The organism is Ruegeria sp. CDSC079 (genome assembly GCF_059610505.1).
This window is the reverse complement of record NZ_JBXWNT010000001.1, coordinates 134469-158264: the sequence shown is the minus strand read 5'-3', so window position 1 is coordinate 158264 and position 23796 is coordinate 134469. Positions and strand designations below refer to the sequence as shown.

The following is a 23796-nucleotide window of genomic DNA, read 5'->3' as shown; positions in this document are numbered from 1 at the left end:
CGCCCGTCGGGCAGTTTCCCGTATTGCGGGCAGCAGGGCAAGCCCAACGTCGCGCTATTGCGGCCCGGCTTGTTGCAAGCGACCCCCAACGCGCACCATTTGCACGGATTTTGCCTGACCATTGCGATCATCGGTTTCCACGAACACACCGCTTAGCGTTGCTTCGCCATTTGCAGGCGTAAACCGCGCCTTGGGCATGCCGGTGATGAACCGGCGCATCGGTTCCAGCTTTTCCATACCAATGACAGAATCGTAATCCCCGCACATCCCGGCATCGGTCAGATAGGCTGTTCCCCCGGGAAGGATCTGAGCATCTGCGGTCGGCACATGCGTATGCGTCCCGACCACCAGGCTGGCGCGCTTGTCGCAGTAATGCCCCATCGCCATCTTCTCGGATGTGGCTTCGCAATGCATGTCGACGATGATCGCCTGCGCCTGCCCACCGCGCGGGTGCGACTTCAGAATTGGCTCGATCGCCGAAAACGGATCATCGAAGGGCCGCTTCATAAAGACCTGCCCCAGCACCTGTACGACCAGAACCTTGCGCCCGCCAGGGGCGGTATAGAGACGATGCCCGCGCCCCGGAGCACCCTTGGCAAAGTTAACAGGGCGCACAATGCGCGGTTCGCTCTCGATGAATTGCAACATGTCCTTCTGGTCGAAAGCGTGGTCGCCCAGCGTCAGGCAATCCGCCCCTGCATCTAACAACAGCTTGGCATGATCCCCGGTCAAACCCATTCCGTTCGAGGCGTTCTCACCATTGATCACCACGAAATCCAGCCGCCATTCGTCGCGCAGACGTGGCAGATGTTGCTGAACAGCCGCGCGTCCAGCGCGGCCCATAACGTCACCCAGAAAAAGTATCCTCATAGAAACCGTCTAAGTGTGGCAATTCGCAAGTACAAGCCGTTAAGCTGACCCAATGAACGGCAAAACTCTTTATTTAGGAGATTCTTTATGTTTCGGATCGGTCTGACCTTTGGTGTCTGTGCCACCCTTGCTGCCTGCTCGGAAGAGCAAGCGGTCAACTCAAACCCACAGCTGCCAAACCCCTCGGCCATCTATTGCATCGACAGCGGTGGGCAGTATGAAATTCGGGACGGAGAGAATGGCCAGACCGGCGTGTGCATATTGCCTGATGGCACCGAAAAAAATGCCTGGGAATATTTTCGCGCTAAAAACTAGGGCTGATACCTTCGTTAAAAGGTCAACACACGGCTTTCAGTTACTACCATATCAAGCGGCTGATCCGTCGATTCCAGCGGCAGCCCGTCTGCTTCTTGCGCATCGAAGGCAAAACCGATGGCCAGAGTCGGGCGTTTCGCGCGCAGCCCTTCCAATGTCCGGTCATAGAACCCGCCCCCATAACCCAGACGCCCCCCATTTGCATCGAATGCCACCAGCGGAACGATCAGAATTTCGGGATCGAAATAGTCATCGACCTCGGGCACTTTGGCGCCAAACGGGCCATCCTTCAGCCTGCCTTCGGGCGTCCAACGAGAGAATTTCAGCGGCTGCCCGGCAGCCTGAATAACCGGTACGCCCACCGGGCCATAAGCGGACGCCTCGGCCATGGCGGGCAGCGGGTCACTCTCGGTCCGGATGGGCATATAACCCGACAGGGGTACTCCGCGGTGCCCGGCCAGAATTTCAGATAGTCGCCCGGCGGCACCGGGCGGATTTGCATCAAACGCAGATTTGCGCCGGGCAAAGGCCGCCTTGCGCGCGGCAGCTTTGATTTCGGTCAGATCGGTCACAATAGCACCACGCTGGCAAGCCCAAGAAAGATAAAGAATCCCATGACATCCGTCGTTGTCGTCACAAAGGTTCCTGACGCCAGCGCCGGGTCAATACCCATCCGGTCCAGCACGACCGGTACTACCGTACCTGCAAAGCCTGCGATCACCATGTTCACGACCAGAGCGGAGCCAATCACGACACCCAGCAACGGCGAGCCGAACCAATACATTCCCACCACGCCCAGAACGGTGGCAAAACACAGCCCGTTCAACATGCCCACCAGCAGTTCCCGTCGGATCACCCGCATTACGTTCGCACCTGTCAGGTCGCGCGTTGCCAGGGCTCGCACTGCGACGGTCAGCGATTGTGTCCCCGCATTGCCCCCCATCGAGGCCACAATCGGCATCAGAATGGCCAATGCCACCAACTGATCAATCGCCGCCTCGAACTGGGAAATCACCAGCGAGGCGCAGATCGAAGTACACAGGTTGACCGCCAACCACGGCAGGCGTCGCCTGCTGGTCGCGGCCACACTGTCGGACAGCGAGCTTTCGTTGCTGACGCCGGCAAGACGCAACATGTCCTCTTCGTATTCCTCATCCAGAACCACCATCGCGTCATCAATGGTGATCACCCCGACCAGCCGTCCGTCACCATCCACCACCGGGGCCGAGATCAGGTGATACTGATTGAACGCATAGGCCACGTCCTCTTCATCCTGATCGACGGGAATGGTATAGAACTCTTCTTCGGCAATTTCGTGCAGAGGCACCTCGCGCCGGGTGGCCATGAGTTTGCCCAGTGTTACCTGTGCTGTTGGCTTCAGCCGCGGATCAACAAGAACCAAATGGTAGAATTGTTCTGGCAGTCCGTCATTGGCACGCATAAAGTCAATGGCCTGCCCAACTGTCCAATGCTCGGGCGCCATGACGACTTCGCGTTGCATAAGCCGTCCGGCCGAGTTTTCCGGGTAGGATAACGCCTGTTCGGCCGCGATCCGTTCGGAATCCTCCAGCGCACCCAGGATGGCTTCTTGCTGCGGCTCTTCAAGGTCTTCCAGCAGATCGACGACATCGTCGCTTTCCATGTCGCGTACGGCATCCGCCAGAACATCGGGACGCAGGACTTCAATAACTTCTTCCCTGACACCTTCGTCCAGTTCAGACAGAATATCGCCGTCGAACTCTTTGTCATACAGACGGATCAACCGGGCGCGGTCATAGGGGTTGATCTGTTCCAGAAGGTCGGCGATGTCGGCAGCGTGCAGCGGGTCCATCAATTCGACCAGCTTGTCGCGGTCATCGACATCAACTGCATACAGAATGGAGGCTACCGTTCGACGATCCAGCGCATAGGCGTCATCATCAGAAGTCGGTTCACTTACGGGTTCGTTAATACCTGTTGTCATATCTGCCCCCGCTCTGTTCGCCCATTGGCCCCTAAATAGAAGAAGCAGCTACCGGAAAACAATGACAATGCGCCGATTTACCGACAACTTTCCTGCCCCTATGCTGTTTCGCAGTCCCAGACAGGCGGAGATGAATGAGTATGGCGCAAAAAACGCTGCTGAAAGGGCGTGTCCTGAGTTTCACTGGCACCCCGTTCGAGGGCGAACCGACCGAGGCTGTCAAAATCAGCGAAGCGGTTCTGATCGAAAACGGTCGGATTTCCAGCGTATCGGATGCCGACAGTCTGCACAATGCCCACCCCGAGGCAAAAGTCGTGGATCATGGTCAGCACGTGATCCTTGCAGGATTTGTTGATGCGCATGTGCATTATCCGCAGACCGCCATGATCGCTAGTTGGGGCAAACGCCTGATCGACTGGCTGAACACCTATACCTTTCCTGAAGAGATGAAATTCGGCGATGCAGCCTATGCCGCTGAGATTGCCAACAGGTATCTGGACCTGACAGCGGCACATGGCACCACCACGATGTGCAGCTATTGCACCATCCACTCCGAAAGCGTCGATGCCTTCTTTTCGGCGGCGCTGCAGCGCAACCAACGTGTGGTCGCGGGCAAAACCTGCATGGACCGCAACGCGCCTGATGGTCTGAGGGATACGGCGCAAACCGCCTATGACCAATCCCAAGCCTTGCTTGAGAAATGGCACGGTATTGATCGCCTGTCCTATGCCATAACGCCCCGCTTTTCCCCCACCTCGACGCCCGAACAGCTTGAGGCGATGGGCGCGCTTTGGGCCGAACATCCCCATTGCCTGATGCAAACCCACCTCAGCGAACAGACCGACGAAATCGCCTGGGTGCGCGAGCTGTTCCCCGAGGCACGCGATTATCTGGACACTTATGAGAAATTTGGCCTGCTGGGTCCCAACGGCCTCTATGGCCACGTCATCCACCTTGAGGCACGTGAACGCGACCGACTGCGTGAGGTCGACGCTGCTTTGATCCATTGTCCGACCTCTAACACCTTTATCGGGTCAGGCCTGTTCGACATGGCAGGGTTAATGCGCGACGGACACCGAGTTGGTCTGGCAACGGATACTGGTGGCGGTTCAAGTTTCTCGATGCTGCGCACGATGGCGTCGGCCTATGAGATCGGACAACTGCGCGGAACGCCGCTGCACGCCGCGCAACTGCTGTGGCTGGGCACCGTAGGGTCGGCCCGAACGCTGAGGCTGGATGACAGCATCGGCAATATCGCCCCGGGAATGGAGGCCGACCTGATCGTGCTCGATCTCGCCTCCACCCCGGCCATAGCTCAGCGCGAGGCCTGCGCCGATGACCTGTGGGAGGCCCTCTTTCCCACCATCATGATGGGCGATGACAGGGCGATTGCCGAGGTTTGGATCGCAGGTCAACCTGTCAGGACCTAGGATTGCAAGGCAAGGGCCAATCGGTTCTGCCGTTCAATCACCCGGGGCAGATCCAGCGTTGCGATCTGCCCGTCCCGCACGATCTGACGGCCTTCGACAAACAGGTGCTTTACCCTCGTCGGACCGGCAAGCAACAGGGCTGCCGGATCCCAACTGCCCGCGCTTTCAATACCGCGCGTATCCCAAATGGCTATATCGGCACGCTTACCGATAGCCAGACGGCCGCAATCAGGTCGGTTCAAGACATCCGCCCCGCCGCGCGTGGCAATCTCCAGCGCCTCGCGAGAGGACATGGCATCGGCACCGCTGGCGACGCGCTGCAACAACATGGCCTGCCGCGCCTCGAGGATCAGATTGCCGCTGTCATTACTGGCCGACCCATCGACGCCCAGACCCACAGGCACGCCGCGATCTCGCATCGACCGTACAGGGGCAATCCCCGAGCCCAACCGGCAGTTCGAACAGGGACAGTGCGCCACGCCAGTCCGGGACCGGGCAAATAGATCAATCTCTGCCCCGTCCAGTTTCACGCAATGGGCGTGCCAAACGTCTGACCCGGTCCATCCCAAATCCTCGGCATATTGACCAGGACGGCACCCGAATTGTTCCTGAGAATAGGCGATATCCTCGTCATTTTCGGCCAGATGGGTGTGCAGCATAACGCCTTTGTCACGGGCCAGAATGGCCGTGTCTCGCATCAAGTCACGACTGACAGAGAACGGTGAGCAAGGTGCCAGCCCGACCCGACACATTGCACCCTCTGACGGGTCATGAAAGGCGTCGACCACACGCATCATGTCTTCGAGAATAGCTGCTTCGGCTTCGACCAGTGAATCCGGCGGCAAGCCACCATCACTTTCACCAATACTCATGGCGCCGCGTGTTGGGTGGAACCGCAGGCCAACCTCGGCAGCCGCAGCAATAGTGTCATCCAGACGCGCACCGTTCGGATATAGATACAAGTGGTCGGAACTGAGCGTGCATCCCGTCAACGCCAGCTCGGCTAAACCGATCTGGGCGGATACGAACATCTCTTCGGGGCCAAATCGCGACCAGATCGGATAGAGCGTTTTCAGCCATCCGAACAAAAGCGCATCCTGCCCGCCAGGCACGGCGCGGGTCAGGGTCTGGTACAGATGGTGGTGCGTGTTCACGAGGCCGGGCGTCACCACACATCCGCTTGCATTATGGATCTCTGCGGTTGCCTGCAACCCGTGGCCGATCTGTTCGATCTGCCCATCTCGGATCAGAATATCCGCGCCAGAAAGCTCACGGCGCTGGTCATCCATGGTCAGGATCGTGTCTGCATTTTTGATGAGGATATCAGTCATCTTGCTCTCCTTGCATCGCCCGTTTCATGCATGGAGTGCAAAAGCTGGCGGAAAACGGGCACAAGAACCAGCCGGATTAAGGCTAATCGGCCTGCCAGTCCGCCGCAACAGTTTTTAGAATTTGCGCAGGATTTCCAGCGCCGCCGCGTGGATCTGCGGGTTTGCCGCCGCCAGAGCCCGACCGCCATTATGGGCGGGGCCGCCTTGCCAGTCTGTGACGATACCGCCAGCCGCATGAATCACGGCGATTGGCGCCTGAATGTCATAGGCGTTCAGACCTGCTTCGATCACCAAATCCACCTGACCCGCTGCAAGCAGAGCATAAGCATAGCAATCCATCCCATAGCGGGTCAGGCGTACGTGCTGTGACACAGCCTCAAACCCGGCACGATCTTCCGACGCGCCGACCTCGGGGAAGGTCGTGAACAGAATTGCCTGGTCCAGAGAAGGTGTTGAACGGGTCTTCAGGGACATATCGCCCGTAGGACCATGGCTTCGCGCGATATCCGCCGAGCCGATGAAGCGTTCCCCGATATACGGCTGGTCGATGATCCCCATGATTGGCCCGTCCTGCGTGCTAAGCGCAATCAGAACCCCCCATGTCGGTGTCCCGCTGATAAACCCTCGGGTGCCGTCGATCGGATCCAGAACCCAGGTTCGGCCACTTTGCCCCTCGTGCTGCCCATATTCCTCGCCAAAGATTCCATCTTGGGGCCGATGTCGGGCCAAAACCGCGCGCATAGCTTTTTCAGCTGCGCGGTCGGCGACAGTGACCGGATCAAATCCCTGATCCAGCTTATTCGAAGTCTCAAGATTAGACTGCCTGAAAAAAGGAAGAATGGCCGCACGCGCCGCGTCGGCCATTTCTTCAGCTACTTCAAGATCACTCAGCGACATCTTATCCATACGCTACCCGTGCGTTCCGTCAGGATCAGAGTCAACCCGCGAAATCAGGCAACATCACTCAGAACGCGCGCAAGCTCGAACAAGCGGCGACGCTGGTTTTCCGGTATGGCATAGTAAGAGCGGACGAGATCCAGGGCCTCTTTGTCGCCCATAAGGTCTGCAGGAACCGATTTCTTATCCGAGCTTCCTTTCTCGACTTCTTCCAGGCCTTCAAAGAAGAAACTGACGGGAACATCCAATGCCTCGGCAATGTCCCAAAGACGAGACGCGCTGATTCGATTGGCACCGGTTTCATATTTCTGGATTTGCTGAAACTTGATACCAACTTGCTGTGCCAACTGCTGTTGGGTCATGCCAATCAGCCAGCGGCGATGCCTGACGCGTTTGCCCACATGGACATCGACGTGATGGGTCATTGGTACTATCCTCCCTTACACACACAACTGAAACGGGTGCGCAACATGCTTTGTTACCGCAACATTAGCGAGCCCGACTTAACCACTCCCTAATTTGGAACATGCCCCCCAAATCAGCACCATAGCGCACTATTACGTTTTTTGGCGCTTTTTTCAAGAAGGTTGAATCTGATTCCACAAACAATGGTTTATAGTTGTGTTGTGAATACCGCGCACACGTTGATTCCGATCTGGAAACAATCACCTGATCAACACCGGATTAACAGGGTCTTCAGCAGGGTAACAGATTGACAAGACCACGACAGCACTGACCTATGCCCGAAAAGACGGAGCCAAATCATGCTGGCGTTTCATATCCAGACCAACGGGGCCAAGGCCCAGCTTTGCAATATTGACCCGCCAGAACCCGGCGACAGCCAGGTCTGCATTCAAATCAAAGCCTGCGGTTTGAATTTTGCGGATCTCCTTATGCAGAAGGGGACGTATCAGGACACCCCGGTGGCGCCCTTTTCCTTGGGCATGGAAGTCGCAGGGATTGTTCGCGAAATTGGAAACAATGTACGCCACCTGAACCCGGGTGACCGCGTCGCTGTCTATTCCGGCCAGGGTGGCCTCGCTGAATTCGGAGTGTTCGACGCCGATCGTGCAATCGCAATCCCTGACTCTATGAGCTTTGAAGACGCCGCCGCAATTCAGATCACATATGGCACCAGCCATATTGCTTTGGGTCATCGTGCGCGGCTCAGGCCCGGCGAAACCCTGCTGGTGACCGGTGCGGCAGGTGGCGTCGGCCTGACGGCGGTAGAGATCGGCAAGCTTATGGGCGCCACGGTTATTGCGCAGGCGCGCGGTAGTGAGAAACTCAAGGTGGCACAGAGGGCCGGGGCCGATCATCTGATCGACGCATCCGAAGATCTCCGCGCCCGTGTCCAGGCATTAGGAGGCGCGGATGTCGTATATGACGCGATCGGCGGCGATGTGTTTAAAGCCGCCTTTCGCGCGACCAACCCCGAAGGTCGCATCTTGCCCATTGGCTTTGCGGGCGGTGAGGTGCCGCAAATTCCGGCCAACCACCTACTGGTCAAGAACCTGACAGTCATCGGGCTCTACATCGGAGGCTACTTGAAGTTTCGACCTCAGATTGTGACGGACAGCTTTGAAACGCTGTTTCGCTGGCATAGCGAGGGCCGCATCAAACCCCATATCAGCCATGTTCTGCCCCTGTCCGAAGCCGAACGCGGACTGGCCATGCTGCGCGACAGGACGGCCACCGGGAAAGTCGTCATAACCCCCTGAGGGATGATCAACCGACAACGGCTTTGAGCGGCACCCCCCCAAGCAAACGAAAGTTCTGGCGCACCAGCGTCGCCAACGCCTCAACCACGGCTCCGCGGCCAGTTTCGCCGCCATACAGATTTATCATATGCGCAGGAAGCTCGGGCAGGACGCCACCCGAATCGATCTGGGCAAGATGTGCGGCCTCTGTCCCTTCGAGCATGGCATGAACCGCCAAATCGGCGCTGACGGTTGCCTCGATAGTACGGTCATTTTCGGTTTCCACCGAAAGCTCCCAGGGAATTCCAGCCGCGTCCAGCGCAGCAATGACCTGCGGCCTGAACAGACACCGACGCCCAAGCGCTAGCGGAATGGGGCGTTTTCGCCAGGCAGACCCGCCCGGCGCACCAATCCAGCGCAAAGGAAGCTCGGCAATCGTCTCGGCCCCTTGCCCCACTGTCGCCTCGGTCGTTAGGATCAAATCGCAGTCTCCGCGCTTAAACATATCCTTCAGTTGCAGCGAATAGGAGGAGATAAGCTGCACACGGACGCGTGGGAAATCCGCGTTGAATCGCTGCAGCACCCGGGGGATCGCCGGATAGACGATATCATGCGGCACACCAAGAACGACCTCGCCCTCATAGGCCTGATCCGTCAGCTTGGACATCACCTCGTCATTCAACGAGATCATGCGTCTGGCATAGGCCAAAAGCTGTTCGCCCGACGCTGTCAGCGCGATGGTTCTGCCACTTCGGTCCAGCAGCTCCAGACCTAAAAGCTCCTCCAACCGCTTTAGCTGCATCGATACGGCAGATTGTGTCAGGTGCAGGAAACCGGCTGCCCGCGTCACGCCACCCTGATCGGCAACTGCCACAAAGGAGCGGAGAGTGGTGATGTCCAAATTTCGCATCTTCACGATTCCTTATGGATGTGTTCAATAATATTCATTTTCAAAATGTGTCACAGCCCTCCATATAAATCAAGGAAGTTGATGCAATAGGCACAACACATCAGCAAAACCGAAAGGACAAGGCTATGACGCAAATCACAGCTTCAACATATTGCAAACCACGGCAGCGCTTTAAGCTCACTTCTGTTCTGGATGCACTATCGCTACGGCGCCAACGCTGTCAGCTCGCCAGATTGGACGACCGCGCCCTTCTCGATATCGGTATTTCCCGTGAAGAGGCCGAAGCCGAAGCAAAACGCCGCATATGGGATGCTCCGGAATTCTGGCAAAAATGAACCTAATCCACTACTTTTACCACTGAATGGCGGCTGACACCTCGAAGCCGCCATTTTTGTTGCGTGTTTTAGCCTGTTTCCCGCGTTAAACCCTTGAAACACAGCCCGCACTTGCCGATATTTGCGAGGAGCGCGGCCTGACATCAGGACGCAAAAAGAATATGTGGAGGGAGACCTTTTAATGGCACAATTTGACACGATCCGGACGGCGACCGGTACGCGCGCTGCCCAGATTGACGAGGGCCTGCGCGCCCATATGAACAAAGTCTACGGCACAATGTCCGTGGGCATGCTGATTACATTTGCAGCGGCCTGGGCCATAGCTGGCCTAGCGACCACAACCGACCCTTCGGCGGCTGCGGCACAGCTGAGCTCTGACAAATATCTGACGTCGCTTGGGTATTCGCTGTTCGCCTCGCCGTTGCGCTGGGTCATCATGTTTGCCCCGCTGGCCTTTGTCTTTGGCTTCAGCGCCAGCATCAACCGCCTGTCGGCTGCAACGGCACAAACAGTGTTCTACCTGTTTGCCGCAGTCATGGGCGTTTCGATCAGCTGGATATTCCTGGTCTTCACCGGCGAGTCGATCATTCAGGTCTTCCTGATCACCTCAATCGCTTTCGCGGGGCTTTCCCTGTACGGCTACACGACCAAGAAAGACCTGTCCGCAATGGGCACCTTCCTGATCATGGGTGTGATCGGGCTGATCGTTGCCTCGGTCGTGAACATCTTCCTGGCCTCGTCTGCAATGACGTTCGCGATTTCGGTTCTGGGTGTTCTGATCTTCGCCGGTCTGACCGCCTATGACACCCAGAAGATCAAAACCACCTACTTGCAGATGGCACATACCGGCGATCAGGAATGGCTGGGCAAAGCAGCCATCATGGGCGCGCTGAGCCTGTATCTGGACTTTATCAACATGTTCATGTTCCTGCTGCAGTTGTTTGGAAGCCGTGAATAGTCCGGACCACCAACCATTTTGAAAATGTCAAAGGCGGGCCGATTGGTCCGCCTTTGTTCTTTCTGGTTAGCGCACTGGCTTTAGGCTCAAATGCCGCAACAAAAAAGGCCTCTCATCCTGACGATGAGAGGCCCTTCAATTCCACAGTAATATGAATTTAACTGCAGTTCAACTGAACAGCAAATCCGGAACTGCGCTTTTCTGAACCTTTGCGATAAACGTCGCCGACAGGCAAGCAGCCAGTGAATTGTTCAGCGCCAGTACCAAAGTTTGCACCAATCGTATTTGGAACCCTGGTGCGGCTATTTTCGGTACGCACGACGCCGAAAAGCGTTCCGTTCACTTCAACAGTGCTCAGGAACAGGTTTGTATCTGAGCCGGAAACGACTACTGCGCTGGTATCGCTGCGCGCGCCATTTTCTATTGCAACACGTGCAATTTTACCCGGATCGGTCTCGTCCGTTGAAACTCTGACCGGGGGCAGCTCTGCCAACTCTGCCGGAACATTGGTGGACTCTGGAACAAACGCCGCCGCACCCGGCACTTCGCTGATGCTCCGCGGCTCACCATCAATGCCCGTAAAGCCAACACCCTCGCGGTTATAGGGGTCTTCACAGGCTGCGAGAGCCAGAATAGTTGCTGTGGATAACAAGATTTTTTTCATGACGGCCAACATTTTGGAACGGTTAGCTCAAGCGTAGTTGCAATACATTCCAAAAAGCAACCCAGCGGGCAAACGAATGCCTCGGCTGCTGATGCTTCGCTGCAACGGCCTCCAAGCGCGCTCCGGCTGCCTTGAGCCGATAGATTCAGGTATGAAACATCGTCGCGCAATCGAAAAAGGCCCTGTCGAAACAGGACCCTTGTCATTCTGTCCAAGCTGGACGGCAGATTACTTGATCTTGCCTTCCTTGTACTCGACATGCTTCCGAACGACCGGGTCGTATTTACGAACGGTCATTTTCTCGGTCATGGTGCGCGCGTTCTTTTTGGTCACATAGAAGTGGCCCGTGCCCGCGGTCGAGTTCAGACGGATCTTGATTGTCGTCGGCTTCGCCATGGTTATCTCCTGCGTCCGAAAAGGCAGGGGCCTTTCGGTTGAATTCCTATGAGCGTGCGCTTTTACCCGGTCATGCAGCCGAGTCAACCTGAATTCGGGTAGATCGGCGCAGATTTCATCAAAACACAAGATCGTCCCTGCACCCAGCTTATCGCAGACCTTAACGCGGCCATTTCGGCCACAAGGGATGCCAGCTCAGCAGCCACAGCAAGACCTGTATCAAAGGATGACTCCAGCCGTGACCCAGCTGCGGAACAACGCGATTCGTCTTAGCAATATTAACGCGCGGAGGGCCTGTAAGCCGGATCTTGTTCCAGGGTTGCCCCCTTCGATGACCATTCCTCTAGGCCGTGCATTGCTGCACGGCTCAAGCTGCCAACCCGGTCCCTCTCGGCCAAGACGCACTTAGCGGCGGTATCGGCGGACGCCGACCTGCCCGCGTGGGGACCCTATTTGGCATTGCTCCCGGTGGGGCTTGCCGTGCCACCCCTGTTGCCAGAGGCGCGGTGGGCTCTTACCCCACCGTTTCACCCTTACCATGCACGCATGGCGGTCTGATTTCTGTGGCGCTTTCCGTCGGGTTGCCCCGCCCGGGCGTTACCCGGCACCGTTGTCTTGTGGAGTCCGGACTTTCCTCTCGGGCTTACGCCCCAGCAGCCATCCGGCCCTCCGCGCAAAGACCCGACTAAACTTCCGCTCGGATACCGTCAAGATGTTCCATGAACCCTGCCAATCTTTCGATATCACCCATATCCTCCTTGGAAAGCGGGCCGCGCCGCACCGGAGAAAACCGGCTTCTGAACGCTTTCAGTAAATCCTCGGTGCTGGCCTCTGGATAGCCTACTCTCATCGCAATAAATGCGAAGTGTTTCTCATCTGGAGGCATTTGATCCAGGCAAATACCCTTGAGGACAGTAGGCCCTACGGCCAACCCAAGATGCGCAAGGCGATCCCAATCGAACTTGGAACCAGGATCAAGTTTTCGCTGGGGGGCCAAATCCGAATGGCCGATAACATTCCATGGTTGGATTCCCAGACGGTCTTGAATATCCGATAACAAGTTCTCCAAAGCAGCCATTTGCGGCTCCGAAAACGGAACCAGCCCTGAGTTATCCAGCTCTATCCCAATCGAACGCGAATTGATATCGGTTCGCCCGCGCCACTCCCCTGCTCCGGCGTGCCAGGCCCGGTCCTCTTCGCGCACCATTTGCCAAAGCGTGCCATCGGAACCGATCAGGTAATGCGCAGAGACTTCGAAAGCCGGGTCACACAAGCGATCCAGCGCAGCCTGTGCACTGTTCATTGCGGTGTAGTGGAGAACCACCAAAGACGGCGTCAGCCCATCCCGGCGATCTCCGAAATTGGGGGATGGGTGCCAGATGGGCTGAGGATCAGTTGTTGACGGCACTGCGGAACGGGCTGGGATCCCAGCCGCAAGCATATCCGTCGCCATCAGGGTCAAGCCCCTTGCGGTCCTTCTGGGGACCGCCATTTGACAGGAACTCGATCTGCGCCTGGTCCGCCGATGGGAATTTCGCGCAATTCCGCTGTGCCTTGGCCTGCAGGTTGAACCCCGCACGGCTGTAGAGCTGGGCACCGACCGGATTGGATGTGCTCAGCGCGTATTGGACGATGTTTGGCTGACCATCCGCTCCGCGTTGCGGAACCGCGGTTGGGGAGACAACCTCATAGGTTTGGCTGTTCTGTTCGATTCGAGCAGCATCGGTTTCGATACTACGACGTTCAGAAACCGCAGCAAAATCCTGTTCGTCAGAGATGCCGCTGTTGCTGGCAGTCGGCACCGATGCTGAAGTGGCGGTCGCCTGCGTCGAGGTGCTTGCAAGCGCTGCAGCAGTGGCCGTGGCCAGGTCAGCGCCATCCGCGCCCGATGTGGACGAGCCCAAGGGTTGCTGCGAGACCTCATAGGGTTCCGGCAGAGGGCTTCCAGTGCCGCCCTGCCCTGCCAGCTCAGCTTCTCTTTGCGCCTGATAAGTCGGGGTGTTGAACCCTGTACCCTGAACCGGAGCCACCGTGTTACAGGCGGCCATCAACCCGATTGCGGGGATCAGAATCGAAAAGCGCATCCAGCTGCTCCGTTCTACGTTGTCTTGTTGATCAGAGGATTACCACCATTTCCCCGGCTTGGCCACAAAGCCCGCAGCGCTTTCCAGCGCATAGGCCGTGTTCAGCAAATCGCCTTCGTCCCATGGACGGCCAATCAGCTGCAGACCAAGCGGCAAACCCTGAGAATCAAGACCTGCAGGAACCGAAATACCTGGCAAACCAGCAAGGTTAACCGTCACGGTAAAGACGTCGTTCAGATACATCTGAACCGGATCCGCCTCGGTCATTTCACCCAGACCGAACGACGCCGAAGGCGTGGCCGGGGTCAGGATGGCGTCAACACCGGCGGCGAAAACGTCCTCGAAATCTTTCTTGATCAACGTGCGGACCTTGCGGGCGCGGTTGTAATAGGCGTCATAGAAACCTGCCGACAGAACATATGTCCCGACCATCACACGGCGCTGCACCTCGTGACCAAAGCCCTCGGCGCGGGTTTTCTCGTACATCTCTGTGATGCCGTCGCCCTGCCCCAACTGCGCGCGGCGGCCATAGCGGACACCATCATAGCGCGCCAGGTTCGAAGACGCCTCGGCAGGCGCAATCACGTAATAGGCGGGCAGCGCGTATTTGGTATGCGGCAGCGAGATGTCGACGATCTCGGCCCCTGCGTCTTTCAGCATCGCGGCGCCACCTGCCCAGAGTTTTTCGATCTCGGCGGGCATGCCGTCCATCCGGTATTCCTTGGGGATACCGATCTTCTTGCCCTTGATGTCGCCGGTCAGCATGGCCTCGAAATTCGGGACGGCCAGTTCGGCGCTGGTGGAATCCTTGGGGTCGTGACCGCACATGGTTTCCAGCATGATCGCCGCGTCGCGGACATTCTTGGTCATCGGCCCGGCCTGATCCAGCGAGGATGCAAAGGCCACGATGCCCCAGCGCGAACACCGGCCATAGGTTGGCTTGATGCCGGTAATGCCGACAAAGGCCGCAGGCTGACGGATCGAGCCACCGGTATCGGTCCCGGTTGCGGCCAGACACAGATCAGCCGACACGGCCGAGGCGGACCCGCCGGATGAGCCACCCGGTGTCAGCTGCGCGTCATCATTGCCACGGCGCCACGGGCTGACCGCATTGCCATAGACCGAAGTTTCGTTTGACGAGCCCATGGCGAATTCATCCATGTTCAGCTTGCCCAGCATCACGGCACCGGCGTCGGCCAGTTGCTGCGAAACGGTGGATTCATATTCCGGCTTGAAGCCTTCCAGAATCTTTGAGGCTGCCTGCGAGGGCACGCCCTTGGTGCAGAATAGATCCTTGATGCCGATTGGCAGACCACACATCGACGGCGCATCACCCGCTTTGATGCGCGCGTCCGCTGCCTTGGCACGTTCTATCGCGATCTCGGGGGTTTTATGAACAAAAGCGTTCAGCGCATCGGCTGCATCAATGGCGGTCAAGCAGGCTTCGGTCAGCTCGACCGAGGTGACATCACCGGCACGCAGCGCGTCGCGGGCTTCGGCCAGGCCCAGTTTGTTCAGATCACTCATGTCTTACTCCACCACTTTGGGGACTGCGAAAAAACCTTCGCGTGCGTCGGGGGCATTGGCCAGAACCTTGTCCTGCTGGTTGCCGTCGGTGACCATATCCTCGCGGCGCTTCAGGCGCATCGGTTCGACCGAAACCATCGGCTCGACACCGTCGACATCCACTTCATTCAACTGTTCGATGAACCCAAGAATGGTGTTGAACTCGGATGCCAGCGCAGGCAGCGCGTCATCCTCGACCTTGATCCGGGCCAGTTTGGCCACCTTTGCGGCGGTGCTTTGGTCAATCGACATCGGAAAACCTCATATGCGTCAGGGGGCATTTACCTGTCTGATGCCTCGGTCGCAAGGGTAGCAGGCGGTTGTTCTGCCCCTTCTATGCAAGGAGGTGGCTTAGCCATACAAAATTGCATAGCGCCTATGCACAAAAGTAAACCAATTAGTTCAGAATTCGCCTTGAAAAAGTGAACTGCGCCGTTCACTTCTTACAGCATGGCACAGCCACTAACTGGAGTAAGATGATGAAAACGCTCATGACCGCATTTGTGTTGGCCACTACTGTTCTTGCTACGCAAGCTCAGGCATTCGGACCCACCATGGGTTCGCTAACCCGCGACCTGTCTTTCCCCGATCAGGTTTCCGAACCAGTTACACAGGACAAAACGAAGCTGGGTAACTGACGCCACAACTTCGTCCGGGTCGGATCCCCCTCTCCGACCCGGAATTTCGCATTTGACTGCTGCGTTTGATTTGCCGACTCGCTACGATGCGTCCGAACACACCGCCGGATTTCCGGCAAGGCCACGGAGCATAGAATGAGCGCGCGAAAACAGGCAGTCCTGGACGCAATCGACGCAGCCAACACCCAAGATCCAACCTTAGAGAACGGCCAACCCGCAGCGTTGCTTTACGGACAACGCATGAGCGCTGAACTGGCCAGGCTTTTTCCCGATGCATCGAACTCGCTTGAGATCGCCGCACGCGGGCAACATGTTGAACGCTGGAAGCTGGCCCGAAGTGAATATCCCGAAGGGCGCGCAGGGTATCTGGCTTGGCGCAAGGCGCAGGGCGAACACCATGCGCAAACCGTCATGACCTTGATGAAGCAGTGCGGATTTGAAGAAAACGAAATCCAAGACGCCGGACGCATGGTGCGCAAGCAGGGTATCAAACGTGACATCGAGGTGCAGGCACTGGAAGATGTGGCCTGTTTTGTGTTCCTCAAATGGTATTTCGCTCCCTTCGCCGAAAAGCACTCGCAGGAAAAAATCCTCAGCATAGTCGAGAAAACCGCGCGTAAGATGTCATCCGATGCACGCACCAGGGTTCTGGCCGAATTTGACCTGCCCGCAGAACTGGCTGCTGCGTTTCAGGCCTGAGACGCACGGCTTAGGTGCCTGCGGTAGACTTCGATCATCCAGCCCAACATCGTGGCGTTCAGGATGTGCCACAGAAAATGCGTACCAGTCGGGAACTGCGTGCAAATCGGTGCATCCAAAGCGCGAAAGGTAATCGACACGATCAGGATCACTGCGCCGGTCGCCAGCCCGCGGGCGGTATCAGGCCGGCGTTTCGACAACAGGATTGCGTAAATCAGGATCAATAGCGGCACCGGAGCATAGGCGGCCGATCCGCCCAGACCCGGAATCAGTTGGAACACCGGAATCGTCAAAGCGGCATATGGCACAAACAGGGCCGCGCCGATCCCCGCGTAAAGCGGCCGCAACTGCCAGACGTCGCGATTCATTGCAAAAATATAGGTCAGAATAAAAAGCAGGATGGGTGCAGCATCCGCCAACGCGGACCAGACCTGTGCATGGGTGTGAAACAAATAACTGCCAATTCCGATGCCGACCAGGATAACCACAAGCATTTTTGCCAATGGCATCCCCGGCCCGCGCACCCGCCGCCACATAATGAAAGCCGCAATCAAAAAGGCGGTATTCGTAACCGCATTTATCGGCTCTGCCCAATAGGCAGGCGATAAACGCTCACAATAGCTGTCAATTTCCCGAAACCAATCCATGAAATTTTACATACCCGATGCTAGTCTGCTGCCAACAGTTCATTTGGGAGTGCTTTTCATGAATATCATCTGGCTTGGGCATGGCAGCTTTCGCATTGAAACAGCAGGACAGGTTCTGCTGATCGACCCTTGGCTGACCGGCAACCCCGTTTTGCCTGAAGATCAGCATGACGCTGCTTTGGAAGGCGCGACACATATCCTGCTGACACACACGCATTTCGATCATGTCGTTGACATTGTCTCATTGGCCAAACATCTGAACGTCCCCGTGGTCGGTCAGTATGACCTGATGGGGTACTGGAGCGAAGCTGAAGGTCTGGAAACAGTCGGCTTCAACAAAGGCGGCACGGTCAACCTGAACGGCGTTATGGTCTCGATGGTACCCGCCTCGCACAGCTCGACATTTTCGACCCCAGACGGGCTGCGCACCGGCGGCAGCGAGGTCGGTTTCATGATCTCATCCGAGGGGCACATGCTCTATGTTTCGGGCGACACCGATATCATGGCCGATATGGGCTGGATGGGGGATTACTATAATCCCGATATTGGTATCCTGTCCGCAGGGGGCCACTTTACCATGGACATGAGAGGCGCCGCCTATGCTGCAAAGCGCTATTTCAATTTCAAAACCGTGATTCCCTGCCATTACAAGACCTTCCCGATTCTGGAACAATCCGCGCAGGTGCTGGCGGACGGTTTGCCGGGTGTCGAGGTGATCGAACCGCAGCTGATGCAAGCCATCAAGCTGTAGCCGCTTGATGAGTAACGCGGTAACACCCTCTCCAGAACTGGTCGCCGTCATACGGCGCTGGAATGATGCGGTTCGCCTCAAGGATCGCGCCGCGCTGATGAACCTGCTCTCGTCATCTGAACATCTGCGGTATCAGGGGTCGGCAGATGGCGAAAGCTGGTCCGGACAGGTGTTCCGCCAGGGCTTTGCCGACCACACCCGCGAAATTCCGGATTTCAGCTGGGACGAACATTCGCTCGAGGCGTTTGAATGCGGTGACATAGGATGGGCCCATTGCGAAGCAACACTTGCATTCACATCAAACGACAAAGCCGCGCTCCATAGGTTCACCTTTGTATTGCATCTGGAAAACGGTGTCTGGAAGATGATCCAGATGCATGTCTCCAACCCGACTTCGAACATGGAGAAAATCGGGATCGAGCATGAAGCGCTGAACGCATTGATCGCGGCAGCTCGGCAGGAATTCACTCAGGATCAACAAGAGGGCGCGGCATCGGTCATGTTTACTGATATCGCAGGTTCTTCTGAAATCACGCGTCAGGTCGGAGATCACAAATGGACCGCGCTCATATCCAGCCATTTCGATCTGGCTGAAAATCTGATTCACACCCATGGCGGCCGACTGGTCAAATCACTTGGGGATGGCACGATGTCGATCTTCTCCTCTGTCCACGACGCGATCCAAGCGGCGACCGAATTCCAGAGGGAAAATGCGGCCCTACAGTCGGATATACCCTTGGGTCTTCGGGTTGGCATTCATACCGGCGATGTCATTCAGCGGGACGAGGATTTCTTTGGATCGGTGGTCAATAAGGCCGCACGGGTGACTGGCCTTTGTGGCGCGAATGAAATTCTTGTCACCGACGTTACCCGATTGCTGCTGGGCGCGACCGCCGGGCTGCAGTTCAGCGCTCCGATTTCGGCTCAACTAAAGGGGTTCGGTGGGCCACAGACGGTCTATCGCGTGGACTGGGCCGAACCCTAGCACCGCAGGCCGGTCCCAACCCAGATTATTTACTGGCCCTCTTTTTGGTGAAGAATTCGCGCAGCAGGGCTTCGCAATCCTTGGCGGCAATACCGTCAAACACTTCGGGTTTATGGTGCGACTGTGGATGGGAAAACACACGCGCCCCGTGAGCTACCCCACCCGATTTGGGATCAGAGGCCCCGTAATAGATCCGCCGAACACGAGCGGCGGCCAAAGCCGCGGCGCACATCGCGCAGGGTTCCAGTGTGACATAGATGTCGTGGTCAATCAGGCGTTCCGATCCGGTCGCAGCACAGGCGGCGCGCAGGGCCAGTATCTCGGCATGTGCGGTTGGGTCGTTCAACTCGCGTGTCTGATTGCCTGCCACGGCGACAACCCGGTCGCCCAGCACGATAGCAGCCCCTACCGGAACTTCGCCGCGTTCACCGGCTTCGCGCGCCTGCTCAAGCGCGATATCCATGTACGATCTGAACTCCATGCCTCTGACTGCATCAGAAACCTGCCTTTCGCAAGGCGGCGGGATGCGCTATGGGCTGCAAATGACTAATACCCCTCCTCCAGGCGACCGGATCGCCAAAGTCCTTGCCCGCGCTGGCGTCGCCTCGCGCCGGGAAGCGGAACGCATGATCGAAGCAGGTCGTGTGGTTGTGAACGGCAAGACCATCGACAGCCCCGCGCTGAACGTTACCGCCAAAGACAAGATCACCGTCGACGGCAAGCCGGTGTCCGAGCCGGAACCGTCACGTCTTTGGCTGTACCACAAGCCACCCGGTCTGGTTACGACGACGAAGGACGAAAAAGGCCGCGCGACGATCTTCGACAAGTTGCCCGAGGACATGCCCCGCGTCATGAGCGTCGGGCGGCTTGACCTGAACTCGGAAGGGTTGCTGTTGCTGACAAATGATGGCGGCATCAAGCGCAAGCTGGAACTGCCAGCCACCGGATGGCTGCGCAGATACCGCGTCCGTGTAAACGGGCGTCCAAAAGACGAGGATTTCGCGCCGCTCCGAAAGGGGCTGGTGATCGAGGGTGAACGGTTCCAACCGATGGAAGTAACACTCGATCGGCAACAGGGTGCAAACGCCTGGCTGACCATTGGCCTGCGCGAAGGTAAAAATCGCGAAATCCGCCGCGCGATCGAGGATATCGGCTTTGCCGTGAACCGGTTGCTGCGCGTCTCGTACGGCCCGTTTCAGTTGGGCAAACTGAAACCCGGAGAGGTCGAGGAAATTCGCCGCCGGGTCATGCGTGATCAGCTTGGTCTTGAGGCTGAGCCCGAGGCTCCGGCCAAACGCCCTGCACGACCACAGCGCAAACGGCCTCCGATCGGCAAGAAATCTCGCAAATGATAAGGGTTAGGTAACCTTCCCCCTAGCGCCGGGGCCGCGCATCCCCTAAGTTTTCCGCAAAGAGAAACTCAGGGAGCATCATGTCCGGGTCCGGAGTACAAAAACTGGCTTACGTGGCCTTATTGGTTCTGTTGTTCGGCGTCTGCACCGGGTTACTGGGAGGGCTGTAAGCACATGGCCAAACGCTTTGGCGGCAAATACAGCCCACACGACTCAGATTCGTCGACAGATCAACCGGCGCGCGGTCAGTTTGATGGCGCGCGCGTAGAACCAGCTGGAGCACGGGCTAATATCCTGTTTATCCCGGCTGTTCCATTGGTGTTTCTGTCGCTGAACGACGGTGCGATCGGGATGACCATTGGACTTGTTGCCGCTGGTTTGCTGACCGGGGCGGCCTTTCTGCTGCGCGAAGGGTTGCGGGCCGAAGCGGCCTATAACGCGCGGCGCACCGCACGGCGCCCGGCAATTCCCCGCAAGATATTTTCCAGCGTTCTGACCGGCCTTGGCGCCGGGTTGGCCTCATACCGATCCGAGTTTCTCGATGCGGCAACCGTGTCTGACGCCAGCCTCATCGCCCCAGTTTTATTCGGCACCGCCGCTGCTGTGTTGCATTCCGTTTCCTTCGGCCTGGACCCTATGTCAGACAAAGGCATGGAAGGCATCGATACCTTTCAGCAGGACCGTGTCGCACGGGTAGTCGAAGACGCTGAGGTGCATCTGACCGAAATGACCGACGCCATCAAACGTGCTGGGGACCGCCGGATCGAAGCGCGGGTCGAGCGATTTCAGGAAACTGCCCGCGATTTGTTTCGCACCGTCGAAGAAGACCCGCGCGATCTGGCCGGAGCAAGAAAATACCTGACCGTCTATCTGCAGGGTGCCCGTGACGCGACGGTAAAGTTCTCGGATGTTTATGCCAGAACACGTGATGCACAGTCGCTGCAGAATTACTCGTCTCTTCTGGATGACCTGGAACAGAATTTCTCTGCCAGGACCCGTAAGATGCTATTGGATGACCGCAGCGATCTGACGGTTGAAATTGACGTGCTGCGCGAACGGTTGCAGCGCGAAGGCGTTCGGTTGGACTGACCGGCCCGAAGTATACAGAGAGGATTACCCCATGTCCGAGGAAGTAAAGAACAAGGCAGTCGAAGCCGAAACGCTGGTACAGGAAGTGACCGCCGTCGCCCTGCCTGACCCCACGGCGGAAATTGTCCTTCTTAAAGAGGCCGACGAGCCTGTAGGTGCTGAAATTCGTAAACGCATGGGCGAGATCGACATGGGGAACACGAATTCCATCGTGTCCTTCGGCTCGGGTGCGCAGGCCGAGTTGCAGGAAATCAGCCAGGCGATGCTGGCGGATGTCCGCAACAAGGATGTCGGTCCGGCAGGTGACAGCCTGCGTAATATCGTGACCACGATCCGTGGATTCTCGGTCAGCGAACTCGACGTGCGGCGCGAGCGTAGCTGGTGGGAAAAACTGCTGGGCAAGGCCGCCCCGTTCGCCAAGTTCACCGCCCAATACGAACAGGTTCAAGGCCAGATCGACCGGATCACGGATGACTTGCTTTCGCATGAACATACGCTGTTGAAGGACATCAAGTCCCTGGACATCCTGTATGAAAAAACCTTGGGCTTTTATGATGAGCTGGCGCTTTACATCGCGGCCGGCGAAGAGAAATTGAACGAACTGGACAGCCGGGACATTCCTCAGAAAGAGGCAGAGGTTCAGGCCGCGCCCGAAGAGGATCAGGTGATGAAAGCGCAGGAGCTGCGCGATTTGCGTGCTGCGCGCGATGATCTGGAACGCCGGGTGCATGATCTGAAGCTGACGCGACAGGTCACCATGCAGTCGCTGCCCTCGATCCGTCTGGTTCAGGAAAATGACAAATCCCTGGTGACCAAGATCAACTCGACCCTAGTGAACACCGTACCGCTCTGGGAAACCCAGCTGGCACAAGCCGTCACCATTCAGCGCAGCGCCGAGGCCGCCGCCGCCGTGCGCGATGCGAATGACCTAACCAACGACCTTCTGACCGCGAATGCCGCCAACCTGCGCGAGTCGAACAAGGTGATCCGTCAGGAAATGGAGCGCGGTGTCTTTGATATCGAGGCCGTAAAACAGGCCAATGCCGATCTGATCGGAACCATCAATGAAAGCCTGGAGATTGCGGATGAAGGCAAGGCCAAACGCGCCGCTGCCGAGCAAGAGCTGCAGAAGATGGAAACCGAACTGCGCGACACTTTGGCCGCAGCCAAAGCGCGCAAGGACGGTATCGGTGACAACGCCGGAACAGCTGTTCCGGGCTAATGGTGGATTGAAGGTGCGGTCACTGGGATATCTGAAGCCCGTATTGGGTCTGGTCGCATTGCTGGCGTTGGCCAACTGCGACGAGGCCCTGACGTCTTCGGTTGCCACTCAACCGCGCCCCGTAGTCCCCCCAGCGCCTGCCCCTAATGCCTATGTACCTCCATCTGCGGCCAGTCAGGATCTGGCGCGGTTCTATCAGCGGGTAGAACGTGACCTGCTAACGCGTGGTATGCTGCGCAGCGATGGCGGCGGGCCGGACACACCCTATGATGCCAGCGATCTGGAGCGCAATTTCGAGACGATTGCCTTTTTCAACGAGTATCCAGATCACGCCGTCACCGCGACCACATACTCGACCGAGGGCCAGCTTAGCCGATGGTCCGCCCCCATCCGTGTTCAAACAGAATTCGCCCCGTCTGTGTCCCCCGAAATGCGGGCAAAGGATGCCGAACAGGTCGAGATCTTTACCGCGCGGCTGTCCAAAGTGACCGGCCATCCGATGTCTGTCGTTACCCGCAAGGCAAATTTCCATGTCTTTTTCGCGGGAAAGGATGACAGTGCATACGTGGTCTCCCGCCTGAAACAGCTTGTGCCCGGTATCGATCAGCCTTTGCTTGACCTGGTTGCAAACCCGCGTTCAAATATTGACTGTTTTGTCATCGCGTCTCCGACCAACCGGTCCCTGCACCGGTTTGTTCGAGCGGTGGTGCTGATCCGTGCTGAATTGCCTGATATGCTGCGGCGCAGTTGCATCCACGAAGAAATGGCGCAGGGGCTGGGACTCTCCAATGACAGCAACGCTGCGCGACCATCCATCTTTAATGATGACGATGAATTTGCGCTGCTGACCAGCCATGACGAGAAATTACTGACAATGCTCTATGACCCGCGTCTTGAGCCTGGCGTGGCTGTCGAAGACGCGCGTCCCGTGGTGCGGATCATTGCGCGCGAACTGATGGGCCAGCAGCTGTGAGCCCAAGATAAGGAGACCCCA

At 57.5% G+C, this 23796-nt stretch carries 27 protein-coding genes, 1 other RNA gene and 1 pseudogene; 13 read left to right on the top strand and 16 right to left on the bottom strand.

Annotated features, from left to right (window positions below; genetic code table 11):
• Nucleotides 1-54 precede the first annotated feature (54 nt).
• Nucleotides 55-870 (bottom strand): TIGR00282 family metallophosphoesterase, encoded by an 816-nt coding sequence (locus AC2FIC_RS00830; RefSeq protein ID WP_142636761.1) that lies wholly within the window; start codon nt 868-870, stop codon nt 55-57.
• 87 nt (nt 871-957) lie between these two features.
• Between AC2FIC_RS00830 and AC2FIC_RS00825 the strand changes: the two genes are divergently transcribed.
• Entirely contained in the window at nt 958-1185 is a 228-nt protein-coding gene (locus AC2FIC_RS00825; protein ID WP_496690948.1) for a putative hemolysin, read from the top strand.
• A 14-nt stretch (nt 1186-1199) separates the two neighbouring features.
• Here the strand turns inward: AC2FIC_RS00825 and AC2FIC_RS00820 are convergent, their stop codons facing one another.
• The gene (locus AC2FIC_RS00820; protein ID WP_142636757.1) at nt 1200-1757 is read right to left on the bottom strand and encodes a 5-formyltetrahydrofolate cyclo-ligase; all 558 of its coding nucleotides are present in this window, start codon (nt 1755-1757) and stop codon (nt 1200-1202) included.
• Nucleotides 1754-3148 carry a magnesium transporter gene (mgtE, locus tag AC2FIC_RS00815; protein ID WP_142636755.1) on the bottom strand — a complete coding sequence of 465 codons (1395 nt, stop codon included), beginning with the start codon at nt 3146-3148 and terminating at the stop codon, nt 1754-1756. The genes AC2FIC_RS00820 and mgtE overlap by 4 nt, the downstream gene beginning before the upstream one ends.
• Nucleotides 3149-3288: 140 nt before the next feature.
• Between mgtE and guaD the strand changes: the two genes are divergently transcribed.
• Nucleotides 3289-4578 carry a guanine deaminase gene (gene guaD, locus AC2FIC_RS00810; RefSeq protein ID WP_496691042.1) on the top strand — a complete coding sequence of 430 codons (1290 nt, stop codon included), beginning with the start codon at nt 3289-3291 and terminating at the stop codon, nt 4576-4578.
• Here the strand turns inward: guaD and AC2FIC_RS00805 are convergent.
• From AC2FIC_RS00805 to AC2FIC_RS00795, 3 genes are all read right to left on the bottom strand, one after another.
• Entirely contained in the window at nt 4575-5909 is a 1335-nt protein-coding gene (locus tag AC2FIC_RS00805; protein WP_496690949.1) for an 8-oxoguanine deaminase, read from the bottom strand. The genes guaD and AC2FIC_RS00805 overlap by 4 nt on opposite strands.
• Nucleotides 5910-6023: 114 nt before the next feature.
• Nucleotides 6024-6815, bottom strand: coding sequence for a histidinol-phosphatase (gene hisN / locus AC2FIC_RS00800; protein WP_496690950.1), 792 nt, complete (start codon nt 6813-6815; stop codon nt 6024-6026).
• A 44-nt stretch (nt 6816-6859) separates the two neighbouring features.
• Nucleotides 6860-7231: a helix-turn-helix domain-containing protein gene (locus AC2FIC_RS00795; protein WP_142636749.1), complete on the bottom strand. Its 372-nt coding sequence runs from the start codon at nt 7229-7231 to the stop codon at nt 6860-6862.
• 339 nt (nt 7232-7570) lie between these two features.
• Between AC2FIC_RS00795 and AC2FIC_RS00790 the strand changes: the two genes are divergently transcribed.
• Complete coding sequence (locus AC2FIC_RS00790) at nt 7571-8527, top strand: NADPH:quinone oxidoreductase family protein (RefSeq protein WP_496690951.1); 957 nt, start codon at nt 7571-7573, stop codon at nt 8525-8527.
• Between the two features lie 7 nt (nt 8528-8534).
• Here the strand turns inward: AC2FIC_RS00790 and AC2FIC_RS00785 are convergent, their stop codons facing one another.
• Complete coding sequence (locus tag AC2FIC_RS00785; protein ID WP_142636745.1) at nt 8535-9416, bottom strand: LysR family transcriptional regulator; 882 nt, start codon at nt 9414-9416, stop codon at nt 8535-8537.
• Nucleotides 9417-9541: 125 nt separating this feature from the next.
• Here AC2FIC_RS00785 and AC2FIC_RS00780 point away from each other — a divergent pair, with 125 nt between their 5' ends.
• Nucleotides 9542-9751, top strand: coding sequence for a DUF1127 domain-containing protein (locus tag AC2FIC_RS00780; RefSeq protein ID WP_496690952.1), 210 nt, complete (start codon nt 9542-9544; stop codon nt 9749-9751).
• Nucleotides 9752-9932: 181 nt separating this feature from the next.
• Nucleotides 9933-10709, top strand: coding sequence for a Bax inhibitor-1/YccA family protein (locus AC2FIC_RS00775; protein WP_496690953.1), 777 nt, complete (start codon nt 9933-9935; stop codon nt 10707-10709).
• Between the two features lie 157 nt (nt 10710-10866).
• Here the strand turns inward: AC2FIC_RS00775 and AC2FIC_RS00770 are convergent, their stop codons facing one another.
• From AC2FIC_RS00770 to gatC, 7 genes are all read right to left on the bottom strand, one after another.
• A complete protein-coding gene (locus AC2FIC_RS00770) occupies nt 10867-11385 on the bottom strand; it encodes a hypothetical protein (RefSeq protein ID WP_142636739.1) in 519 nt (172 codons plus the stop codon).
• Between the two features lie 216 nt (nt 11386-11601).
• Nucleotides 11602-11769, bottom strand: a complete 168-nt coding sequence (gene rpmG, locus AC2FIC_RS00765) for a 50S ribosomal protein L33 (protein ID WP_007799108.1) — start codon at nt 11767-11769, stop codon at nt 11602-11604.
• 281 nt (nt 11770-12050) lie between these two features.
• Nucleotides 12051-12442: RNase P RNA component class A (gene rnpB / locus AC2FIC_RS00760), an RNA gene on the bottom strand.
• Nucleotides 12443-12454: 12 nt separating this feature from the next.
• Nucleotides 12455-13210, bottom strand: coding sequence for an N-acetylmuramoyl-L-alanine amidase (locus AC2FIC_RS00755; RefSeq protein WP_496691043.1), 756 nt, complete (start codon nt 13208-13210; stop codon nt 12455-12457).
• Nucleotides 13161-13853, bottom strand: a complete 693-nt coding sequence (locus AC2FIC_RS00750) for a hypothetical protein (protein ID WP_496690954.1) — start codon at nt 13851-13853, stop codon at nt 13161-13163. Before AC2FIC_RS00750 ends, AC2FIC_RS00755 begins: the two co-directional genes overlap by 50 nt.
• A 39-nt stretch (nt 13854-13892) precedes the next feature.
• Nucleotides 13893-15380: an Asp-tRNA(Asn)/Glu-tRNA(Gln) amidotransferase subunit GatA gene (gene gatA / locus AC2FIC_RS00745; protein ID WP_496690955.1), complete on the bottom strand. Its 1488-nt coding sequence runs from the start codon at nt 15378-15380 to the stop codon at nt 13893-13895.
• 3 nt (nt 15381-15383) lie between these two features.
• A complete protein-coding gene (gatC, locus tag AC2FIC_RS00740; protein WP_496690956.1) occupies nt 15384-15671 on the bottom strand; it encodes an Asp-tRNA(Asn)/Glu-tRNA(Gln) amidotransferase subunit GatC in 288 nt (95 codons plus the stop codon).
• A gap of 227 nt (nt 15672-15898) precedes the next feature.
• On the opposite strand from gatC, the gene AC2FIC_RS00735 reads away from it, so the two are divergent.
• Complete coding sequence (locus tag AC2FIC_RS00735; protein WP_185956681.1) at nt 15899-16057, top strand: hypothetical protein; 159 nt, start codon at nt 15899-15901, stop codon at nt 16055-16057.
• A 135-nt stretch (nt 16058-16192) separates the two neighbouring features.
• On the top strand, nt 16193-16756 hold the full coding sequence (locus AC2FIC_RS00730; RefSeq protein WP_496677713.1) for a DUF4202 domain-containing protein: 564 nt from the start codon (nt 16193-16195) through the stop codon (nt 16754-16756).
• Here AC2FIC_RS00730 and AC2FIC_RS00725 read toward each other — a convergent pair.
• Nucleotides 16747-17403: a ceramidase domain-containing protein gene (locus tag AC2FIC_RS00725; RefSeq protein WP_496690957.1), complete on the bottom strand. Its 657-nt coding sequence runs from the start codon at nt 17401-17403 to the stop codon at nt 16747-16749. The genes AC2FIC_RS00730 and AC2FIC_RS00725 overlap by 10 nt on opposite strands.
• 58 nt (nt 17404-17461) lie before the next feature.
• Here AC2FIC_RS00725 and AC2FIC_RS00720 point away from each other — a divergent pair, with 58 nt between their 5' ends.
• Both AC2FIC_RS00720 and AC2FIC_RS00715 read left to right on the top strand, forming a co-directional pair.
• Nucleotides 17462-18154: a metal-dependent hydrolase gene (locus tag AC2FIC_RS00720; protein ID WP_496690958.1), complete on the top strand. Its 693-nt coding sequence runs from the start codon at nt 17462-17464 to the stop codon at nt 18152-18154.
• 7 nt (nt 18155-18161) lie between these two features.
• Nucleotides 18162-19139, top strand: a complete 978-nt coding sequence (locus tag AC2FIC_RS00715) for a nuclear transport factor 2 family protein (protein WP_496690959.1) — start codon at nt 18162-18164, stop codon at nt 19137-19139.
• Nucleotides 19140-19164: 25 nt separating this feature from the next.
• Here AC2FIC_RS00715 and AC2FIC_RS00710 read toward each other — a convergent pair whose 3' ends face one another.
• Nucleotides 19165-19620, bottom strand: coding sequence for a nucleoside deaminase (locus AC2FIC_RS00710; protein ID WP_271949381.1), 456 nt, complete (start codon nt 19618-19620; stop codon nt 19165-19167).
• Between the two features lie 61 nt (nt 19621-19681).
• Between AC2FIC_RS00710 and AC2FIC_RS00705 the strand changes: the two are divergent.
• From AC2FIC_RS00705 to AC2FIC_RS00690, 4 genes and pseudogenes are all read left to right on the top strand, one after another.
• Nucleotides 19682-20488: pseudogene (locus AC2FIC_RS00705) on the top strand (pseudouridine synthase); the annotation flags it as partial.
• A gap of 177 nt (nt 20489-20665) precedes the next feature.
• Complete coding sequence (locus tag AC2FIC_RS00700; RefSeq protein ID WP_496690960.1) at nt 20666-21580, top strand: 5-bromo-4-chloroindolyl phosphate hydrolysis family protein; 915 nt, start codon at nt 20666-20668, stop codon at nt 21578-21580.
• 31 nt (nt 21581-21611) lie between these two features.
• On the top strand, nt 21612-22802 hold the full coding sequence (locus tag AC2FIC_RS00695; protein WP_496690961.1) for a toxic anion resistance protein: 1191 nt from the start codon (nt 21612-21614) through the stop codon (nt 22800-22802).
• On the top strand, nt 22771-23775 hold the full coding sequence (locus AC2FIC_RS00690) for a DUF2927 domain-containing protein (RefSeq protein WP_496690962.1): 1005 nt from the start codon (nt 22771-22773) through the stop codon (nt 23773-23775). Before AC2FIC_RS00695 ends, AC2FIC_RS00690 begins: the two co-directional genes overlap by 32 nt.
• The last annotated feature ends 21 nt before the right edge of the window (nt 23776-23796 follow it).